This window comes from Kitasatospora sp. NPDC043949 (assembly GCF_056435365.1).
The window spans coordinates 28,006-47,898 of sequence record NZ_JBWKEQ010000059.1 but is presented as its reverse complement, the minus strand read 5'-3'; the positions used below and the strand labels follow the sequence as shown (position 1 = coordinate 47,898).

Here is a 19,893-nt window from a genome sequence, read left to right as displayed (position 1 = left end):
TCGACCGGAGGACCGGTCGACCGGGCCCGCACCATGTTCGGCCGGGGAGGACCTAGACGCTCAGGCGGCGCAGGGTCTCCTCGTGGAGGATGCCGTTGCTGGCGACGGCGTCGGCGCCGCCGGGGCCGGACACGCCGTCCAGACCGGTGAAGCGGCCGCCGGCCTCCTCGACGATGACGCAGTTGGCGGCCATGTCCCAGAGCGACAGCTCGGGCTCGGCGGCGATGTCGACCGCGCCCTCGGCCACCATCATGTAGGACCAGAAGTCGCCGTAGGCGCGGGTGCGCCAGCAGGCGCGGGTGAGGTCCAGGAAGGGGTCGAGGCGGCCGCGCTCCTCCCAGCCGGAGAGCGAGGAGTAGGAGAAGGAGGCGTCCTCGATCCGGGAGACCCCGGAGACGTGGATCCGGGAGGCCTTGGTGAGGCTGCGGCCGGCGTAGGCGCCGAGGTCCTTGGCCGCCCACCAGCGGCGCTGCAGCGCGGGGGCGGAGACGATGCCGACCACCGGGCGCTCGACGCCGTCCGGGCCGTCCTCCAGCAGCGCGATCAGGGTGGCCCAGACCGGGACGCCGCGGATGTAGTTCTTGGTGCCGTCGATCGGGTCGATCACCCAGCGGCGCGGGCCGGAGCCCTGGAGGCCGAACTCCTCGCCGAGCACCGCGTCGCGCGGGCGGGCGCGCTGCAGCACGCTGCGGACGAGTTCCTCGGCGGCCTTGTCGGCGTCGCTCACGGGGGTGAGGTCGGGCTTGGTCTCGACCTTCAGGTCGAGGGCGCGGAAGCGCTCCAGGGTGACCGAGTCGGCCGAGTCGGCGAGGACGTGGGCGAGTCGGAGATCGTCGTGGTAATCGGCCATGTCCGAAACCCTAGCGATCCCGCCCGGATCGGGACAGCCGGGCTCGCGGACCGGGACGGGCCCGCCGGAGGCGATTGGGCTCGCGGACCGGGACGGGCCTGCTCAGTGCGCCGAGCCGCTGAGCTGGAGGCCGATCACGCCGGCGATCACCAGGGAGATGGACACCAGCTTCAGCACCGAGGTGGTCTCGTCCAGGAAGACCATGCCGTAGATGGCGGTGCCGGCCGCGCCGATGCCGGTCCACACCGCGTAGGCGGGGCCGACCGGCAGGCTCTTCAGGGACAGTGTGAGCAGGCCGAAGCTGCCCAGGGCGAACACGCAGAAGCTGATGGTGGGCCAGAGCTTGGTGAAGCCCTCGCTGAGCTTGAGGTTGATCGCGAAGCCGGTCTCCAGCAGGCCGGCCAGGACCACCAAGGCCCATGCCATCGCGTGCCCTCCCTGTCGATCGACGGGTCGGACCGCGCTGTGGCCCGACCTTCCTATGATCGCCAGGCCGGCGCGGTCCGACACCTCGAACGGTCGGGAAACCCATGGGACGGTAAAACCGCCGCCCGGGTCAGTCGCCCTCGCGGGCCTCCTTGCTGGCCAGCAGGCGGCGCAGCGAGTAGAGCCGGGTGCCCTCGGCGTGGCCGCCGGCGACCCAGGCGTCCAGCGCGCAGTCCGGCTCGTCGTGGCTGCAGGCGCGCGGGCAGTCGACGGTGCCGGGCTCCAGGTCGGGGAAGGCGTGGATGACCCGGGACGGGTCGATGTGCGAGAGGCCGAAGGAGCGGAAGCCCGGGGTGTCGATCACCCAGCCCGGGTCCAGCGCCTTCTTGGAGCCCGGCTTGGCGCCCGGCGGCGGGGGCAGCCGCAGCGCCAGGGCGGACACGGTGGTGTGCCGGCCGCGCCCGGTGACCGCGTTGACCCGGCCGGTCTGCCGCTGGTGGTCCGGGACGAGGGCGTTGACCAGGGTGGTCTTGCCGACGCCGGAGTGGCCGATGAACACCGTGGAGAGGCCGCGCAGGTGCGCGCGGACGGCCTCGGCGCCGGCCGTCTCCAGTTCGTCCCGACGGGTGACCACGTAGTCGATGCCGAGCGGCGCGTACGACTCCAGCAGCGGCCCGGCCGGGGCGAGGTCGGCCTTGGTGAGCACCAGCAGCGGCTCCATGCCCGCGTCGTACGCGGCCACCAGGCAGCGGTCGATCAGCCGGGGCCGGGGCTCCGGGTCGGCCAGCGCCGTGACGATGGCCAGCTGCTGGGCGTTGGCGACGACGATCCGCTCGTACGGGTCGTCGTCGTCCGCGGTGCGCCGCAGCACCGAGCTGCGCTCCTCGACCCGGACGATCCGGGCGAGCGTGTCGGTGTCCCCGGAGAGGTCGCCGACGATGTTGACCACGTCGCCCACGACGACGCCCTTGCGGCCCAGCTCGCGGGCCTTCATGGCGACGATCTCGCGTTCCTGCTTGGTGCCCGGGTCGATCAGGCAGGTCAGCCGGCCGCGGTCGATGGTCAGCACCATCGCCTCGGCGGCGTCCTCGTGTTTGGGCCGGATCCGGGTCCGCGGCCGGGAGCCCCGGCGGGCGGGGCGGTTGCGGATGTCGTCCTCGTCGGCGTCCTTGCCGTAGCGGCGCATGTGCTCAGTCTCCGCTCAGGCGTCCGCCACCGCTTCGCCGAGCAGTTCCGCCCACATCTTCGGGAAGTCCGGCAGGGTCTTGGCGGTGGTGGCCACGTTCTCCACCTCGACGCCGGGCACGGCCAGGCCGACCACGGCGGCGGCGGTGGCCAGGCGGTGGTCCTCGTAGGTGTGGAAGACGCCGCCGTGCAGCGGGCGCGGGCGGATCCGCAGGCCGTCCTCGGTCTCGGTGACGTCGCCGCCGAGGTCGTTGATCTCCTTGGCGAGCGCGGCGAGCCGGTCGGTCTCGTGCAGCCGCAGGTGGGCGATGCCGTACAGGTGGGACTCGGAGTCGGCCAGTGCGGCGACGGCGGCGATCACCGGGGTGAGCTCGCCGACGTCGTGCAGGTCCGCCTCGATGCCGTGGATCCGGCCGGTGCCGGTGAACTGCAGGCCCTCGTCGGTGAACTCGCAGGCGCCGCCCATCCGGGTGTAGATCTCGCGCAGTTGGTCGCCGGGCTGGCTGGTGTGCTTGGGCCAGTCGCGCACGGTGACCCGGCCGCCGGTGACCAGGGCGGCGGCGAAGAACGGCGCGGCGTTGGAGAGGTCCGGCTCGACCACCAGGTCGCGGCCGATCAGGGCGCCGGGGGTGACCCGCCAGACGTCCTTCTCGCCGCCGTCCTCGGGGGCGTCGACCTGGACGCCGGCCAGGCGCAGCATCTCGACGGTCATCCGGATGTGCGGCAGCGACGGCACCGGGCCGCCGACGTGCCGGACCTCGACGCCCTGGTTGTAGCGGGCGCCGGAGAGCAGCAGGGCGGAGACGAACTGGGACGAGGAGGAGGCGTCGAGCTCGACCGGGCCGCCGTCGAGCGCGCCGGTGCCGTGCACGGTCAGCGGGAAGGCCCCGCGGCCGCCGTCGTCGATCCGGGCGCCGAGCGCGCGCAGGGCGTTGATCACGCCGTGCTGGGGGCGCTCGTAGCTGCGCGGGTCGCCGTCGAAGTGCACCGGGCCGTCGGCGAGGACGGCGAGCGGGGGCAGGAAGCGCATCACGGTGCCGGCGTTGCCGACGTCGATCGAGGCGGGGCCGCGCAGCGCGGGGGTCGGGATGACCCGCCAGGCCTCGCCGCCACCGGTGCCGCCGGAGTCGTTGTTGACCTTCTCCTCGATGCCGACGCCGAGGGCGCGCAGGCCGTCGGCCATCAGCTGGGAGTCGCGGCTGCGCAGCGGCCGGCGCACCCAGCCGGGCTCGTCGGCGAGCGCCGCCAGCACCAGGGCTCGGTTGGTGACCGACTTGGAGCCGGGGATGGTGACGGTGGCGTCAACGGGGGTGGTCGCGACGGGGGCGGGCCACAGGGTCTCGGTCATGGGGCCAAGTTTAGGGGCCGTACCGGAACGGCCCCTGCGCCAACCGCATGGCGGGACGGGGGAGGCCCGGTGCAGGGGTTGTGGCAGCCGGCCCGTGCCGCGGGGGCGGCCCGGTGCGGGGCCCGGAGCAGCCGGCCCGTGCCGTGGGCGAGGTTCAGTACAGGGGCTGGAGCAGCCAGCTCGCGCTCAGGGCGAGGCAGGCGAGGGCGGTGAGCAGGAAGACGGTGATCCAGGCGAGGCCGGGGATGTGGGTGAGGCGGGCCAGTTGGTCGGCGTCGGAGTCGCGGGCCCAGCCGATGCGGCGCTGGTGCTGGAGTTCGAGGACCGGGCGGACGGCGCCGAACAGCAGGAACCAGCAGCCGAGGTAGGCGAAGCCGGCCTGGACCTCGGCGCTGCCGAACCAGGACACCAGGAAGAACGCGCCGCCGGCGACCAGCACGGTGAACAGGCCGAAGGCGTTGCGGATGCGCACCAGGAGGGCGAGCAGCAGGACGACGGCCAGCCAGAGCAGCAGGGTGATCCGGCCGGTGGAGAGCAGTGCGGCGCAGCCGAGGCCGAGCAGGGCGGGGGCGGTGTAGCCGGCGGCGGCGGTGAGGATCATGCCGGGGCCGGTGGGGCGGCCGTAGGAGAGGGTGAGGCCGGAGGTGTCGGAGTGCAGCCGGATGCCGGCGAGCCGGCGGCCGGTGACGAGGGCGATCAGGCCGTGGCCGCCTTCGTGGGCGATGGTCACGGCGTTGCGGGTGACGTGCCAGAGCGGGCGGGCGAGGACGGCGAGCAGGGCGGCGCCGGCGGTGGCCAGCACCAGCCAGCCGGGCGGCGCGGGCTGGGTGCCGGTGACCTGGTTCCACAGTTCGCCGAGGTTCTGGTCGGTGGGTTGTGCGCTCATCGTCTCGTCTCCGCCTCCGTCCGCTGCGTTGGGCCGTTCGGGGCAGCCTCCCATGCGGGGACGGGCGGGCGGGAGCGGACGGTTCTCCTGGCGGGATGAAGAAGTGGTGAGCGGGGCCGGCATGGCAAGCTGGCCCGCATGTGCGGTCGCTTCGCAGCCAGTGGCAAGCCCGAGGACATCGTCGAGCTGTTCGGCGTCGAGCAGTGGGATCCGGCGGAGACGCTGGCCCCCAACTGGAACGTCGCCCCGACCACCAGCGCCTTCGTGGTGCTGGAGCGGGTGCCGAAGGGCCGGGCGCGGCCGGTGCGCCAGCTGAGGGTGCTGCGCTGGGGTCTGGTGCCGCAGTGGTCGCGGTCGGCCGAGACGGCGGTGAAGATGATCAACGCCCGTTCGGACACGGTGCACGAGAAGCCCTCGTACCGGCAGGCGTTCGCCTCGCGCCGGTGCATCCTGCCGGTGGACGGCTACTACGAGTGGCAGACGGTGCCGGGCGAGCGCGGCAAGGCGCGTAAGAAGCCGTTCTTCGTCTCCCGGGCGGACGGCACCCCGCTGGCGCTGGCCGGGCTGTACGAGTTCTGGCGCGACCGGACGGTGCCGGCCGACCATCCGGCGGCCTGGCTGGTGACCTTCACCATCGTCACCACCGACGCCGAGGAGTCGCTGGCGCCGATCCACGAGCGGATGCCGCTGTTCCTCGACCCGGCCTCCTACGACGAGTGGCTGGACCCGGGGCTGGACGACCCGGACGAGCTGCGCCGGCTGCTGATACCGCCGCCGCCCGGTGCGCTGCTGGCCACCCCGGTCTCGCCGGCGGTCGGCAGCATCCGCAACAACGGGCCGGAGCTCAAGGAGCCGTGGGCCGAGGCGGAGTACGAGACCACCCTGTTCTGACGTCTGACGTCTGACGTCTTCTGACGTCTGATGTTTGAAGTTCGACGATCGAGTCCTGACAGCTGAGGGAGCCTGAGCCGGTTGGAGCGACCGACGATGACCACCGAACTCGTCCCCACCGAGGTGGGGGACGCCCGGATCAGCTACCACCGGGCCGGTGCGCCGAAGGCGCTGCTGGCGCTCGGTCACGGCGCGGGCGGCGGGATCGAGGCCCGGGACCTGGTGGCGCTGGCCGCGGCGCTGCCGGCGCGCGGGATCACCGTGGCGCTGGTGGAGCAGCCCTGGCGGGTGGCGGGCAAGCGGCTCGCCCCGGCGCCGCGCACGCTGGACCGCGGCTGGACCCCGGTCGCCGGGCGGCTGGCCGGTCAGGGGCTGCCGCTGGTGGTCGGCGGGCGCAGCGCCGGGGCGCGGGTGGCCTGCCGGACCGGGGCGGCGAGCGGGGCGGTGGGGGTGGTGGCGCTGGCGTTCCCGCTGCACCCGCCGGGCCGGCCGGAGAAGAGCCGGGCGCAGGAACTGCTGGAGTCGGGGACGGCGACGCTGGTGGTGCAGGGTACAGCGGATCCGTTCGGCGGGCCGCAGGAGTTCCCGGAGCTGCCGCCCGGGCACGAGCTGGTGGCGGTGCCGTACGGCGGGCACGGTTTCGACGTGCCCAAGCGGGCGCCGGTGGGGCAGGACGAGGTGCTGGAGGCGATCTGCCGGGCGGTCGGGGACTGGGTGCTGCGGGTCGTCTGAGGCGGCGGGGGCGGTGGGGGCGGCCGTGAGCGGGGGGTTTCCACTCGATCACCCGTACGAGCGATTTCGGGGCGGGCGCGGGAATGCGGGCGGGGCCGGGGTGGTTGGCACTCTCGTCAGCACGATTCCCGGTTGAGAGGCAGGGCAGATGGGTTCGATCGCGTGCCCCGAGCGGTCAGAGCAGCGCGAGGCCGCCGCGGCGTTCGGCCCCGCCTGGTCCGACTGGATTGTCGCGGGCGAGAAGCCCGTCAGCCCGATATCCTCCATTTCGGGGCGGCCCGCCGTGGGTCGTGCCCGCCATGCCGAGGAGGTGGGTCCGGTCGTCGGGACCGAGCACGAGGCCGAGCCGGGCCGGGGCCCGGAGGAGGGCCAGCCCACGGGCGAGGCGCTCACCGGTGAGGAGCTGGCCGAGGCGATCGGTGAGGACACCTTCCGGGTGTCGGCACAGGAGAGCGAGGAGGCCCGGCGGGAGCGCTTCGAGCGCGACGCCCTGGGCTACCTGGATCCGATGTACTCGGCGGCGCTGCGCATGACGCGCAACCCCGCGGACGCGGAGGACCTGCTCCAGGAGGCGTTCGCCAAGGCGTACGCGTCCTTCCACCAGTTCCGCGAGGGCACGAACCTCAAGGCCTGGCTGTACCGCATCCTCACCAACACGTTCATCAACTCGTACCGCAAGAAGCAGCGCGAGCCCCAGCGCACGGCGGCGGAGGAGATCGAGGACTGGCAGCTGGCCCGCGCCGAGTCGCACATGTCGACCGGTCTGCGCTCGGCCGAGACCCAGGCGCTCGACCACCTCCCCGACAGCGATGTGAAGGACGCGCTCCAGGCCATTCCGGAGGAATTCCGGATCGCCGTGTACCTCGCGGACGTAGAAGGCTTTGCGTACAAGGAGATCGCGGACATCATGGGTACTCCCATCGGTACGGTGATGTCCCGGCTGCACCGCGGCCGCCGTCAGCTGCGCGGCATGCTGGAGGATTACGCCCGTGAGCGCGGGCTCGTCCCGGCCGGCAGCGGGGCAGGGCAGGAAGCGAAGGGCTCGGGCTCATGAGCTGCGGCGATCCGCACGACACGGAGTGTGGCGAGGTCCTCGACCACCTCTACGAATTCCTCGACAACGAGATGGCCGAGGGCGACTGCGCCAAGCTGCGGGTGCACTTCGAGGAGTGCTCGCCCTGCCTGAAGCAGTACGGGCTGGAGCAGGCGATCAAGGCGCTGATCAAGCGCTCCTGCGGCTGCGACGACACCCCGGCTGACCTGCGCAGCAAGGTGCTGGCCAGGATCGACTCGATCCGGGCGGGGCAGCGTTCGGGCGAGCAGGTGGTGGTCGCCGTCGACACCACGGTCGAGTTGCACGTCGAGGCGGACCGGCCGGCGCCGGGCGCCGGCGAGGCCCCGGAGGAGTCGACGGTCCGGCCCGGTGCCACCGTCGAGGCGGGCGCCCCGGCGGAGTAGCCGCCCGGCCGTTCAACGGCCGGGCGGAGCAAGCGGACGGGCCTGCCGGCGAGGGCGGGCCGAGCGGTCCGGACACGGAGTCAGACGGCCCCGGGAGCGTGCGCTCCCGGGGCCGCTCCCTTTGTGCTTGCATGCGCCCCTCACTCGTTCGAGTGAGTTGGCGGTGCGCCAGCAGCGTCGTCGCGCCATCATGCGTCCTTACGCCCGGGTGGCGGCCTATCCTCCTGACGGACGCTCACCGCCGGTCCGCCCGGCGAGCTGAGGCAACGCGGGCCCGGACGTCGGGGAGGTCGAGATCGCTATCGACGGCGAAGACGCGGCCCTGCCGGAGGGGGCGATGCGCTACCTGGTGGCCGTCCCGGTGGCGGCGCTGTGCTGCCTGCTGCCGCTGCTGCCGACCGGCGTGCCGCCCGGGGTCCCGCGCTGGCTCGGCGCCCCGGTGGACTGGCCCAAGGTCGGGCTGCTGGCCTTCCTGCACGGCTGCTGGGAGTCACTGGCCCAGGGCCTGCCGACACCCTGCCTGCGACTGGTCCGCCGACTGCTGCGCCGCCCGCCGCCGCCCGAGCGGGCGCTCTCCCGCCCCGGGGTCAACGCCTTCTTCCCGGTGCTGTTCGCCGGCGTGCTGATGCTGCCGCCGGCCGCCGCGGCGCTGGTCGCGGTGCCCACCGCGGTGCTCGGCGGCCCGGCCGGGCACGGCTGCCGGACCCGCCAGCTGTGGAACGGCTCCCAGCTCGCGCTGTGCGCCTTCGCCTCCGCGGCCGCCTTCCACCTGCTGCACGGGCCGCAACTGCTGCTCGGCTCCCGCTTCCCGGCCGCGTTGCTGCCCGGCTTCGCCGCCGTCGTCACGTTCTGCCTGGTCAACGGGGTGCTGGTGGGCGCGATGCTGATGCTCGCGGAGGACCGCCGGCCCGTCGTGCTGCTGCGCGGGGCGGTCGCGGTGTGCGGGCTGCCGGTGCTGGTGCACGCGGCCGGCGGCCTGATGGTGGCCGTGCTCTGGCAGGGCCCGTACGGGGCGTTCGCGGCGCTGCTGGCGCTGCTGCCGCTGTCGATCTCGGCCTGGGTGTTCGCCCAGGGGCAGCGCGAGCGGGACGCCCACCAGGCCACCGTGCAGTCGCTGGTGCAGGCCGTGGAGATCAAGGACTCGTACACCCGCGGGCACAGCGAACGGGTCGGCCGGGCCTCGGTGCTGATCGCCGGTCAGCTCGGCATGGAGGCCGAGCGGCTGCGCACCCTGCGCTTCGCGGGGATCCTGCACGACGTCGGCAAGCTGGGCGTGGCCACCGAGTTGCTGCGCAGAAACGGTCCCCTCAGCGAGGCGGAGCGGCGGGCCGTCGAGGTCCACCCCGTGTACGGGTACGAGCTGGTGCGCGGGATCGCCTTCCTCGGCGAGGCGCACGCCGGGATCCTGCACCACCACGAGCGGATGGACGGCCGGGGTTACCCGAGCGGGCTGGTCGGCGAGCAGATCCCCGAGTTCGCCCGGATCATCTCGGTCGCCGACGCCTTCGACTCGATGACCTCCACCCGCTCCTACCGGCGCGGCCGCCCGGTCGCCGAGGCCGTGGCGGAGCTGGAGCGCTGCTCGGGCAGCCAGTTCGACCCGGTGATGGTCCGGGCGCTGATCGACGCGCTGGCCGGGCACGACTGGCAGCCGGTGCTGCCGCCGCCCGGGGACGGCATCCGGGCCGTCCCCGACATTCCGCTCGGAGTGCCCGAGCCGGCCCGGGCGGCGCCGGGCCGGGTGCCCGCGCAGGGCGGGAGCGTCCCCACGGCCGGGCAGCCGTGACCGCGGCCGGCCGGGAGGCCCGCGTGGTGCACGCGGCGGCGGCCGCGCTGCTGGTGTTCGCGGTGGGCGCGGTCGCGCTGCGCGGGGTGGCCGGGGCGCGGGTCGCGCTGGCGTTCACGGCGCTGATCGCGCTCGGCGAGTGCGTCCGGATCACTCTTCCGGGCGACCGCGAGCAGGCGCCGATCGGCGCGGCCGGCGCGCTGGCGTACGCCCTGCTCGGGCCGCTGCGCGGGGTGCCCACCGCGCCCGGGATGCTCCAGGTCGTCGCGGTGACCGGCGTCGGCCTGCTGCTGTCCTGGCTGCCCGGCCTCGCGTTGCCCCGGCTCAGGGCGTGCCGACCGGGCCGGGGCCGACCGGGCCTGATCCAGCGGGCCCGCCCCGGCCGCCCGCACCGGCGCCCGCCCTGGGCCGACCCGGCCCGGCGGGACAGCGCCGCCCGTCGGCTGCTCGGGGTCGGCTTCGCCGCCGCCGTCTTCCAGCCGCTCTACAACGGCGGACTGGTCGACCGCTTCTCGCCCGAGGGCCCGGCGTACGGGGCGTTCCTGACCGCCGTCGCCGCGCTGGCCGCGCTCTGCGACGCGACCCTGGCGGCGCTGCTGCGCCGGTCGGCGGCGGGTCTGGAGGGCGGGCTGCGGTTCCCGGCGGCGCTGGAGGACGAACTGCGCTCGCTGTTCGGGATCGGCTCGGCGATCGTCGCCACCGGGATGCTGGTCAGCCTGGCGGCCGGCGAGGTCGGGCTGTGGGCGCTGCCGCTGTTCTGCACCCCGCTGCTGCTCGCCCAGGTGTCCTTCCGGCGGGCCGCGGCCGTGCGGGCCACCACCGGGCAGACCATCGCCAGCCTGGCCCGGGCCACCGAGGTGGCCGGCTACACCCCGCACGGGCACGCCCGCCGGGTCGCGGACACGGCGTGCGCGCTGGGGCGCGAGCTGGGGCTGGGCACCCGGGAACTCGCCCTGCTGGAGTACGCGGCGCTGATGCACGACGTGGGCCAGCTGTCGCTGGTCGAGCCGGTGCCGGACGGCGCGACCGCGCTGCTGCCCTGCGCCGAGCAGCAGCGGATCGCCCGGCTGGGCAGCGAGGTGATCCGCCGCACCGGGGTGCCCCGGCAGGTCGCCGAGCAGGTCGCCCGGCTGGCCGATCCGGTGCTCGGCACGGCCGGCGGGGACGGCGCGGTGCCGCTGGCGGCCCGGATCATCCGGGTGGCCAACGCCCACGACGACCTGCTGACGGCGGCCCGCGGCCGCGGGGTCGGCGAGGCGGTGGGTCGGCTGGAGGCGCTGGAGGTGCTGCGGCTGGGGCGCGGCCGGGTGTACGACGCCCGGGTGGTGGACGCACTGGCCCGGGTGGGCGGCTAGGCCCTGTCCGGTGGATCAGGCCCGGGCTCGGGCGGGCTCGGGCGCGGGCCTGAGTTCGGCGGCTGACCCGGGCTCCGGCGGAGCGCCGCGGACCGGCGGGCCTCCGTCGGGGTTGAGGCGGGGCGGCCGGGCGGGCAGGCTGGGTAGGGGCGGCCCCAACCTCGGCGGTGGGGAGCGCGGGCGGGGGCGGGCGTGGTTGGATGCGGTCGTAGCGTGGAACACCGACCCGGGGCACCGTGCCCCGGACCCCCGCGGAAGTGGATCCGGACGCGGCGGTACGGGACTTGAGCGGACGACGACGGCAGGGACGAACGTGAGGATCTTCCACCGGGCACGGCACCGGCCGTCCGCCACCTGGCGGCAGACGACCGACCGGGCCTTCACGCTGATCGGCGACGGCCGCTACGAGGACGCCGGCGCGCTGCTGGTGATGGCCGCCGACCTGGAGCCCTGGCTGTCCGACTCCTGGTTCAACCTCGCCCTGCTGCACAAGTTCCGCCGGGACTGGGAGCAGGCCCGCTCGGCCGGGCTGCGGGCCGTCGCCCTACTGGACCGCGAGCACGGCGCCCCCGACTGGTGGAACCTCGGCATCACCGCGACCGCCTTGCAGGACTGGCCGCTGGCCCGCCGCGCCTGGCAGGCGTACGGGCTGAAGCTGCCCGGCGGCCCGGGCGGGCAGCAGGACGGCCCGGTCAGCCTGGACCTCGGCACCACCCCGGTGCGGCTCTCCCCGGACGGCGAGTCCGAGGTGGTGTGGGGCCGCCGGCTGGACCCGGCCCGGATCGAGGTGCTGTCCATCCCGCTGCCGTCCTCCGGCCGCCGCTGGGGCGAGGTGGTGCTGCACGACGGCGCCCCGCACGGTGAGCGGGTCACGGACGGGGTCGCCTACCCGGTGTTCGACGAGATCGAGCTGTGGGCGCCGTCCCCGGTGCCGACCTACGTGGTGCTGCTCCAGGCCGCCACGGCGGGGGACCGGGACGCGCTGGAGCGGGTGGTCGCGGACGCCGGCTACGCGGCGGAGGACTGGACGTCCTCGGTGCGGCTGCTCTGCCGGGCCTGTTCGGAGAGCCGGATGGCCGCGGACGACGGGAACACCGCCCACCACGACCCGCACGACGACGGCGACGCCGCGCACCCCGGACACCTCAGCCACCTCAGCCAGGGCGGGGAGGCCGGAATGTCCTGGCTGGTGGAGCGCGAGTGCGGGATCGCCGCGCCCGCCCTGCTGGTCCGCTCGCTGCTGGACCGCTGGGCCGCGTCCTCGCCCGGCACGCGGGCGTACCGCGATCTGGAAGAAGTCTGTTGAGCGCGCCGCTTACCCTTGAGCGGTGTACCCGGCGAGAGCCGAATACCTGGACCATTCTCGGAAGCGGAAGCGGATAAGCAGCGATGGCGGAGCAGCAGGACCACCAGCACGACCACGACCATGACCAGGAGTCGGCGGCCGACGAGGCCCCGCTGAAGGTGGTCGGCGAGCAGCCGGACCTCTCCAAGGGCACCGCGCGCCCGATCACCGTGGTGGGCAACCCGGTCCTGCACCGCGAGGTCAAGGACGTCACCGCGTTCGACGGTGAGCTGTCCGCGTTGATCGACGACATGTTCCAGTCGATGTACGCGGCCGAGGGCGTGGGCCTGGCGGCCAATCAGATCGGCGTGGACCTGAAGGTCTTCGTCTACGACTGCCCGGACGACGAGGGCGTGCGCCACGTCGGCCACGTGATCAACCCGAAGCTGGAGGAGTACCCGGCGGACCGCCGGCGGGTGCTGGACGACAGCAACGAGGGCTGCCTGTCGGTGCCGGGCGCGTACGCCGAGCTGCCCCGCCCGGAGTACGCGGCGGTGACCGGCGTGGACAAGGACGGCCGGCCGATCCGGGTCGAGGGCACCGGCTTCTTCGCCCGCTGCCTGCAGCACGAGACCGACCACCTGTTCGGCACCCTCTACATCGACAAGCTGTCGAAGCGGGACCGCAAGGACGCGCTGAAGCAGATGGCCGAGGGCACCCCGCGGTACGCGACCGTGGCGAACGACTGACGAACCGCCGAGGGCCGGGGCGCGACGGGCGTCCCGGCCCTCGGCGTTCCCGCACGTGACGCTCCCGCTCCTGACGCCGCCGGTCGCGCTCTGCCGGTCGCGTCCCGTCAGCCGGGTGCCCGGCCGGTGGACTCGCGGGCGACCAGCTCCGGCGTGAACAGGTAGTCCCGGGCCTGCCCGCCGTGTCCCTCCAACTGGCGCCACAGGGTCGCTCCAACCACCGCTACGACGCCGTCTCCTTCGACCGCGTCGACCCCGCGCTCGGCGGCGACGAGGCGCTCATCGCGCTCACCGCCGAGGCCCACCGGCGCGGCATCAAGGTCATCGGCGACATCACGCTCAACCACTCCGGCAGCGACCACGACTGGTTCCGCGCCGCGCAGCAGGACCCGCACAGCCCCGAGGCCGGCTTCTACTTCTTCGGCGAAGGCGGCCCGGACGACTACGCCACCTTCCTCGGCGTGCGCACCCTGCCGACCTTCGACCACCGCTCGCCCGAACTGCGCCGCCGCCTCTACGAGGGCCCCGACTCGGTGATCGCCAAGTACCTCAAGGCGCCGTTCCACCTGGACGGCTGGCGGGTCGACGTGGCGCAGATGGCCGGCCGGCGCGGCGAGGTGGAGCTCAACCAGCGGGTCGCCATCACCACCGCGGCCACCGTCCGGGCCGCCAACCCCGACGCCGTCCTGCTCGCCGAGCACCAGCACGACGCCTCGCTCACCCTCAAGGGCGACGGCTGGCAGGGCACCATGAGCTACGCGGGCTTCACCCGCCCGGTGTGGTCCTGGCTCGCCGAGCGGCACGACCAGAAGGACTTCTGGGCGGTGCCCGGGCCGATCCCCGACTACGACGGCGCCCAGGTGCGGGCCGTGATGACGGCGTTCGGCGCCGCGCTGCCCTGGCGCAGCCGGGTGCACAACCTCACCCTGCTGGACTCGCACGACACCGCCAGGTTCCGCAGCTTCGCCGGCCCCGAGCGCCAACTGCTCGGCGCGGCCCTGCTGTTCACCCTGCCCGGCACCCCGATGGTGTTCTCCGGCGACGAGGTCGGCGTCGAGGGCGAGGGCCTGGAGGAGGGCCGCAAGCCGTTCCCCTGGGGCGAATCCGCCTGGGACCAGCACACCTACCGCACCTACCGCGAGCTGATCCGGCTGCGCCGGAGCCACAGCGCGCTCAGCGGCGGCGGGCTGCGCTGGCTGCTCGCCGAGCGCGACGTCCTGCTGTTCGAGCGCGAGGACGAGCGGGAGCGGATCCTGGTGCAGATCAGCCGGGCCGACCACCCGCCGGTGGCCGGCGAGTGGCACGCCACCCACCTGCTCGGCGGGCCCCAGCTCGTCCCCGGCCGCGACCTGCCCGCCGAGGGCCCGGCTGTGCACGTCTGGTCGGTGGCCCGATGAGCGCCGTGCGCACCACGGGGACTGCCGGGGCCGGCGTGCGCCGCGGCCGGATCGAGCGCATCCCCGGCTTCCGCTCCGAACTGCTCGGCAACGAGCGCGAGTTGCTCGTCCACCTGCCGCCCGGCTACGACGACGACCCGGGCGCCGACTACCCCGTGCTCTACCTCCAGGACGGCCAGCAGGTCTTCGACCGGGGGCAGCGGCCCACCTGGGCGCTGGACCGGACGCTGGAGCAGCTGTACGCCGAGGGCCTGATCCCCGAGCTGATCGCGGTCGGCGTGCCCAACGCCGTCCTCTCGCCGTTCCTCACCCACGTCGACCCGGCCGACCTCGGCGAGAAGGTGGTCCACGAGCGCTACCGGCGACGCGGCCCGCGCCGACTCTGGCTGGACATCGGCGGCCGGGAGGGCCTGATCATGGCCAGGCCCGCCCGCGAACTGGCCGTCCAACTGCTCGACGAGGCCGGCTACACCTCCGGCGCGGACCTCCTCTACTACGAGGACCCGGCCGCGCCGCACCACGAGGACGCCTGGCGACCCCGCTCCCGGCACGCGCTGCTGCACCTCTTCGGCGCCCCCTCGCCGGTCGTCTCGCTCAGCGCCGCCGAGCGGCTGCGGCTCGCCCCCGGCGAGACCTGGAGCGCCGTCAACCCGGTCGCCGTCCGGGCCGACGGCGTGCGGTACACCGCCCTGGAGGCCGAATACCGGGTGGAGCGGCCCGAGGTCGCGGCCGTCTCGCCGCACGGGCTGCTGCGCCCGCTGGCCACCGGGCGCACCGCGCTGACCGTCGGCTTCGCCAACTTCACCGCCGTGCTCACCAGCCCCGCCATCCGCGGGCCCTTCCTCGGCGTCCTCGCCTGGACCTTCGGCTTCGCCCTGCTCTCCACCGGCGCGTCCTTCGCCCTCGGCCTCGGCCTGGCGCTCACCCTGCACCACCCGCGGCTGCGCGGGCAGCGGGTCTACCGCTCGCTGATGCTGCTGCCGTACGCGATGCCCGCGTTCATCGGCATCCTGATCTGGCAGAGCATGTACTACCGGGACTTCGGGCTGCTCAACCAACTGCTGCACGCCAGGGTCGACTGGCTGGGCGACGCCTGGAACGCCCGGTTCGCGGTGGTGCTCACCAGCCTCTGGCTCGGGTTCCCCAACATGCTGCTGATCTGTACGGGCGTGCTGCAGGCGATGCCCGCCGAACTCGACGAGGCCGCCCGGATCGACGGCGCCGGGCCGTGGACGGCGTTCCGGGCGGTCACCTGCCCGCTGCTGCTGGTCGCCGCCGCGCCGGTGCTGATCTCGTCCTTCGCCTTCAACTTCAACAACTTCAACGCGATCCAACTGCTCACCGGCGGCGGGCCGTTCGACGGCGCGGGCGGCACGGCCGGATCCACCGACATCCTGATCAGCTACACCTACCGGCTGGCCTTCGGCGGGCAGGGCGCGCAGTACGGCTTCGCCGCCGCGCTGTCCATCGTCATCTTCCTGCTGGTCGGGCTGATCACGCTGGTGGGCTTCCGCCGCACCCGCGCCCTGGAGGAGCTGAACGCATGACCGCCACCCCTGCCCCTGCCCCCGCCCCTGCCGTCTCCACTGCCGCCCGCTGGCTGCGCCGCTTCGGCTGGCGGCACCTGATCGCCGTGCTCGCCGTCTGCTTCGCGCTGTTCCCGCTGCTGTTCGTGCTGTCCGCGGCGCTGAACCCGCTGGGCACGCTCCAGTCGTCCACGCTGCTGCCCCGGCACGCCTCGCTCGCCAACTTCACCGCGCTGTTCACCAGCGGGCAGTACCCCTTCGCCCGGCGGCTGGGGAACACGGCGCTGGTCTGCGGCACCTTCGCGGTGCTGAACGTGCTGCTCGGCGTGCTGGCCGCGTACGCCTTCTCGCGGTTCCGCTTCCGGGGCCGGCGGATCGGGCTGATGGCGGTCTTCCTGGTGCAGATGTTCCCGCAGTTCCTCACGGTGATCTCGCTCTACCTGATGTTCGCCAAGATCGGGGACGTCCTGCCGGCGATCGGCCTGGACACCCCGTGGGGCCTGGTGCTGGTCTACCTCGGCGGCGCGATGGGAGTGAACACCTGGCTGATGAAGGGCTACCTGGACACCATCCCGCGCGAGATCGACGAGGCCGCCAAGGTGGACGGCGCCGGGCACGCGCAGATCTTCTTCCGGCTGATCCTGCCGCTCGCCGCGCCGATGCTGGTGGTCATCTCGATCCTGTCGCTGACCGCCGCGCTCAACGACGTGATCCTGGCGAACATCTTCCTGACCTCGAACGACTCCAAGACCGTCGCGGTCGGCCTCTACGGGATCATCTCCGGCCAACAGGACCAGAACTACGGGCTGTTCGCGGCCGGGGCGTTGGTGACCTCGCTGCCGGTGATCGTCGTCTACCAGTTCCTCCAGCGCTACCTGGCCCAGGGCCTGACCGCCGGGTCGGTCAAGGGGTGACCGGTGGCGGGTGCGGCGGGGGGTTCGTCGGCGGGTTCGTCGGCGGGTTTGTATCCGCCGGGTATCAGGGAGCGCGCGGCCTGACGTCGATGTGGGCGAGGAGGCCGATGCGTCCGGTATCTGTCGTATCGTGCCCTTGTCCGCCGCCGCCGTTTGCCACCGCCCACCGTGCGTCGCCGCCCACCGCCCACCGCCCGCCGCCCGCAGCCGTCCGAGCAGGAGCCGTCCGCCCGTGTCCTCGCCCGCGCCGCCCCCGCACCCCGTCCGCGTGCTGCTGGTCGAGGACGACGAGCTGATGCGCCGCTCCTTCACCGTCGCGTTGGAACGCTACGGCTACGGGATGTCCGCCGCGGCGGACGGCCTCACGGCGCTGGAACTGTTCCGGGACGAGCAGTTCGACCTGCTGATCCTGGACGTGATGCTGCCCGGCCTGGACGGGATCGGCCTGTGCCGCAAGGTCCGGGAGACCAGCCTGGTGCCCGTCCTGATGATGTCCGCGCGCGGCGACGGCCTCGACGTCGTCGCCGGCCTGGAGGCCGGGGCGGACGACTACGTGGTCAAGCCCGTGGACACGTACGTGCTGGTGGCGCGCATCCGCTCGCTGCTGCGGCGGGCGACGTACGCGCCACCCGCCCCGGCGCCCTCGCCCGGAGCCGCCGACGGGGACGTCCTGGTGTTCGGGGACCTCACCGTCGACACCGCCGGAATGGAGGTGTCCGTCGGCGGGGCGCCGGTGGCGCTGACCCCGACCGAGCTGAAGCTGCTGCTGGAGTTCGCCGCCCACCCCGGCGTCGTGCTGGAGCGGCACACCCTGCTGCGCAACGTCTGGGAGTACGGCTGGGACGGCGACAGCCGGGTCGTGGACCTGTGCGTGCAGCGGCTGCGCCGCAAGCTCGGCCGGGAGCGGATCGAGACGGTCCGCGGCTTCGGCTACAAGCTCAGGCGCTGAGAGCGGTGCACACGATTCCCCGGCCGGCCCGCGCCCCCCTGCGCTGGAAGATCGCCGCGCTGGCCGCCGCCACCGCCTGCCTCGTCGCGGCGGCGGTCGGAGTGCTGGTGCACCTGTGGACGGCGCAGGACATCCGCAGCCGGGCCGAGGCGCAGGCCTTCAACGCCGTCTACTCGGCCATGGACGTCTACCGGCGCACCGGATCGCTGGCGGACGGCGCCGAACTCGACCCCGTCGACCTGCCCGCCGCCCTGCGCCACCCGGTCGACGGCGAACGGCACACGGCCTACGACGGGCACGCCGAAGGGAACTCGGGCCCGAGCTACTGGGCCGCCCAGCGCACCGGCGGGCCCGGCAGCCCCGTCCTCGCCATCCGGGTCAACCTGGGACCGCAGCTCTCCGACCTGCCCCGGCTGGACGTGGCGATGGCGGTGGCCTCGCTGGTCGCGCTCGCGGCGGCCACACCGGCCGCGGTCTACGGGGCCGGGCTGCTCGCCCGCCGGCTGCGGCGGGTCGCCGAGACGGCCGGCCGGATCTCCGCCGGGGACCTCGACGCCCGGACCGGGCCCACCAAGGGCGGCGACGAAGTCGCCGACATCGCGGCGACGGTGGACCTGATGGCCGACAGCCTCGGCCGACGACTGCGCTCCGAACGGCAGTTCACCGCGGACGTGGCACACGAGCTGCGCACGCCGGTCGGCGGATTGCTGGCCGCCGTCGACCTGCTGCCGGCGGGCGAGACCGAGGACCTGATCCGGGCGCGGGTGCGGGACCTGCGCGCTCTGGTCGAGGACCTGCTGGAGATCTCGCGGCTGGACGCCGGGGCGGAGGAGGTGGTGCGGGCCCGGGTGCCGCTCGCGGCCGTCGTCCGGGAGGCCGTGCTGCGCACCGGGTACGAGGCCGAGATCGCCGTGGCGGCGGAGCTGACGGTGGAGACCGATCCGCGGCGGCTGGAGCGGATCGTCGGCAACCTCGTCGTCAACGCGCACCGGCACGGGGCCGCCCCCGTCCTGGTCACCGTCCAGGACCGTACGGTCGTCGTGCGCGACCACGGCCCCGGCTTCCCGCCGGACCTGCTGCGCCACGGCCCGCGGCGCTTCCACACCGGCGCCGCCGAGCGCGGCACGGGCCACGGACTGGGGCTGACCATCGCGTTGGGGCAGGCCCGGCTGCTCGGCGCGGAGCTGCGCCTCGACAACGCGGAGGACGGCGGCGCGGTGGCGACTCTGCGGCTGCCGGGCTGACCGCCTCGGTTGCTACCGGACTGCTGCCGAGCGGAGCGGTCGTCGATACACGGCGGCGCAGGGGCCTGATACGTGCTCCGGACACCCTTCGAAGTGCACCGACTCGCACCTCGGACAGGAGCCCCTCCCGTGATCGCCAACCCCCTTGCCCTGCACGCGACCCCCGGGGTCGCGGCCGCCGTCGCCGACCTGACGAAGACCTACGGCGGCGGCGACACCCGGGTGACCGCCCTGGACCGGGTCAGCGTGGCCTTCCGGGAGGGCGAGTTCACCGCGATCATGGGCCCGTCCGGTTGCGGCAAGTCCACCCTGATGCACTGCGCGGCCGGGCTCGACACCCCCACGTCGGGGTCGGTGCGGATCGGCACGACGGAGCTGGGCGGCCTGGGCGACCGGCAGCTCACCCGGCTGCGGCGGGACCGGGTCGGCTTCATCTTCCAGGCGTTCAACCTGCTGCCCACCCTGACCGCGCTGGAGAACATCACGCTCCCGCTGTCGTTGGCCGGGCGGACGCCGGACCGGCAGTGGCTGGACCGCGTGGTGTCGATGGTCGGGCTCTCCCGGCGCCTCGACCACCGGCCGGCCGAGCTGTCCGGCGGGCAGCAGCAGCGCGTCGCGGTCGCCCGGGCGCTGGTCGCGCGGCCCTCGATCGTGTTCGGCGACGAGCCGACCGGCAACCTCGACTCGCAGTCCGGGGCCGAGGTGCTCGGCTTCCTGCGGGACTCCGTCAGGGAGCTGGGGCAGACGGTGGTCATGGTGACCCACGACCCGGTGGCCGCCGGGTACGCGGACCGGGTGGTGTTCCTGGCCGACGGGCGGCTGGTCGACGAGATGGCGCACCCGACGCCGGACCGGGTGCTGGACGTCATGAAGTCCTTCGCGGGCTGACCCGCACCCCCCGACTCTCGAAAG

19 protein-coding genes are annotated in these 19,893 nt (G+C 74.1%); 14 read left to right on the top strand and 5 right to left on the bottom strand.

Annotation, left to right across the window (positions count from 1 at the left end; all coding sequences use genetic code 11):
* Positions 1–52 precede the first annotated feature (52 nt).
* From hisN to AC07AL_RS33200, 5 genes are all read right to left on the bottom strand, one after another.
* The gene (gene hisN / locus AC07AL_RS33220) at positions 53–850 is read right to left on the bottom strand and encodes a histidinol-phosphatase (protein WP_363586982.1); all 798 of its coding nucleotides are present in this window, start codon (positions 848–850) and stop codon (positions 53–55) included.
* Positions 851–952: 102 nt separating this feature from the next.
* On the bottom strand, positions 953–1,276 hold the full coding sequence (locus AC07AL_RS33215; protein ID WP_063347889.1) for a DMT family transporter: 324 nt from the start codon (positions 1,274–1,276) through the stop codon (positions 953–955).
* Positions 1,277–1,406: 130 nt separating this feature from the next.
* Positions 1,407–2,462 carry a ribosome small subunit-dependent GTPase A gene (gene rsgA / locus AC07AL_RS33210; RefSeq protein ID WP_400988590.1) on the bottom strand — a complete coding sequence of 352 codons (1,056 nt, stop codon included), beginning with the start codon at positions 2,460–2,462 and terminating at the stop codon, positions 1,407–1,409.
* Positions 2,463–2,477: 15 nt separating this feature from the next.
* Entirely contained in the window at positions 2,478–3,809 is a 1,332-nt protein-coding gene (gene aroA, locus AC07AL_RS33205) for a 3-phosphoshikimate 1-carboxyvinyltransferase (protein WP_063347887.1), read from the bottom strand.
* A gap of 154 nt (positions 3,810–3,963) precedes the next feature.
* Positions 3,964–4,695 (bottom strand): M50 family metallopeptidase, encoded by a 732-nt coding sequence (locus tag AC07AL_RS33200; RefSeq protein WP_350879695.1) that lies wholly within the window; start codon positions 4,693–4,695, stop codon positions 3,964–3,966.
* 138 nt (positions 4,696–4,833) lie between these two features.
* On the opposite strand from AC07AL_RS33200, the gene AC07AL_RS33195 reads away from it, so the two are divergent.
* The 14 genes from AC07AL_RS33195 (at position 4,834) to AC07AL_RS33130 (ending at position 19,869) form a co-directional block, all read left to right on the top strand.
* Entirely contained in the window at positions 4,834–5,586 is a 753-nt protein-coding gene (locus tag AC07AL_RS33195) for an SOS response-associated peptidase (protein WP_363586980.1), read from the top strand.
* A gap of 96 nt (positions 5,587–5,682) precedes the next feature.
* The gene (locus tag AC07AL_RS33190) at positions 5,683–6,318 is read left to right on the top strand and encodes an alpha/beta hydrolase family protein (protein WP_363619362.1); all 636 of its coding nucleotides are present in this window, start codon (positions 5,683–5,685) and stop codon (positions 6,316–6,318) included.
* A gap of 310 nt (positions 6,319–6,628) precedes the next feature.
* Positions 6,629–7,372: a sigma-70 family RNA polymerase sigma factor gene (locus AC07AL_RS33185; RefSeq protein WP_063351149.1), complete on the top strand. Its 744-nt coding sequence runs from the start codon at positions 6,629–6,631 to the stop codon at positions 7,370–7,372.
* Complete coding sequence (rsrA, locus tag AC07AL_RS33180; RefSeq protein WP_363586978.1) at positions 7,369–7,776, top strand: mycothiol system anti-sigma-R factor; 408 nt, start codon at positions 7,369–7,371, stop codon at positions 7,774–7,776. The genes AC07AL_RS33185 and rsrA overlap by 4 nt, the downstream gene beginning before the upstream one ends.
* Positions 7,777–8,113: 337 nt before the next feature.
* The gene (locus AC07AL_RS33175; RefSeq protein ID WP_363586977.1) at positions 8,114–9,562 is read left to right on the top strand and encodes an HD-GYP domain-containing protein; all 1,449 of its coding nucleotides are present in this window, start codon (positions 8,114–8,116) and stop codon (positions 9,560–9,562) included.
* Between the two features lie 23 nt (positions 9,563–9,585).
* A complete protein-coding gene (locus AC07AL_RS33170) occupies positions 9,586–10,917 on the top strand; it encodes an HD-GYP domain-containing protein (RefSeq protein ID WP_363586976.1) in 1,332 nt (443 codons plus the stop codon).
* 313 nt (positions 10,918–11,230) lie between these two features.
* On the top strand, positions 11,231–12,223 hold the full coding sequence (locus AC07AL_RS33165; RefSeq protein WP_363586975.1) for a tetratricopeptide repeat protein: 993 nt from the start codon (positions 11,231–11,233) through the stop codon (positions 12,221–12,223).
* An 83-nt stretch (positions 12,224–12,306) separates the two neighbouring features.
* On the top strand, positions 12,307–12,951 hold the full coding sequence (gene def / locus AC07AL_RS33160; protein ID WP_363586974.1) for a peptide deformylase: 645 nt from the start codon (positions 12,307–12,309) through the stop codon (positions 12,949–12,951).
* Between the two features lie 182 nt (positions 12,952–13,133).
* Positions 13,134–14,348: an alpha-amylase family glycosyl hydrolase gene (locus AC07AL_RS33155; protein WP_400806449.1), complete on the top strand. Its 1,215-nt coding sequence runs from the start codon at positions 13,134–13,136 to the stop codon at positions 14,346–14,348.
* A complete protein-coding gene (locus AC07AL_RS33150) occupies positions 14,345–15,895 on the top strand; it encodes an ABC transporter permease subunit (RefSeq protein WP_478319226.1) in 1,551 nt (516 codons plus the stop codon). Before AC07AL_RS33155 ends, AC07AL_RS33150 begins: the two co-directional genes overlap by 4 nt.
* On the top strand, positions 15,892–16,788 hold the full coding sequence (locus AC07AL_RS33145; protein WP_363628652.1) for a sugar ABC transporter permease: 897 nt from the start codon (positions 15,892–15,894) through the stop codon (positions 16,786–16,788). Before AC07AL_RS33150 ends, AC07AL_RS33145 begins: the two co-directional genes overlap by 4 nt.
* A gap of 232 nt (positions 16,789–17,020) precedes the next feature.
* On the top strand, positions 17,021–17,737 hold the full coding sequence (cseB, locus tag AC07AL_RS33140) for a two-component system response regulator CseB (protein ID WP_363619353.1): 717 nt from the start codon (positions 17,021–17,023) through the stop codon (positions 17,735–17,737).
* Positions 17,738–17,742: 5 nt separating this feature from the next.
* The gene (locus AC07AL_RS33135) at positions 17,743–18,981 is read left to right on the top strand and encodes a sensor histidine kinase (RefSeq protein WP_363586969.1); all 1,239 of its coding nucleotides are present in this window, start codon (positions 17,743–17,745) and stop codon (positions 18,979–18,981) included.
* A 132-nt stretch (positions 18,982–19,113) separates the two neighbouring features.
* The gene (locus AC07AL_RS33130; protein WP_363586991.1) at positions 19,114–19,869 is read left to right on the top strand and encodes an ABC transporter ATP-binding protein; all 756 of its coding nucleotides are present in this window, start codon (positions 19,114–19,116) and stop codon (positions 19,867–19,869) included.
* Positions 19,870–19,893: the final 24 nt, after the last annotated feature.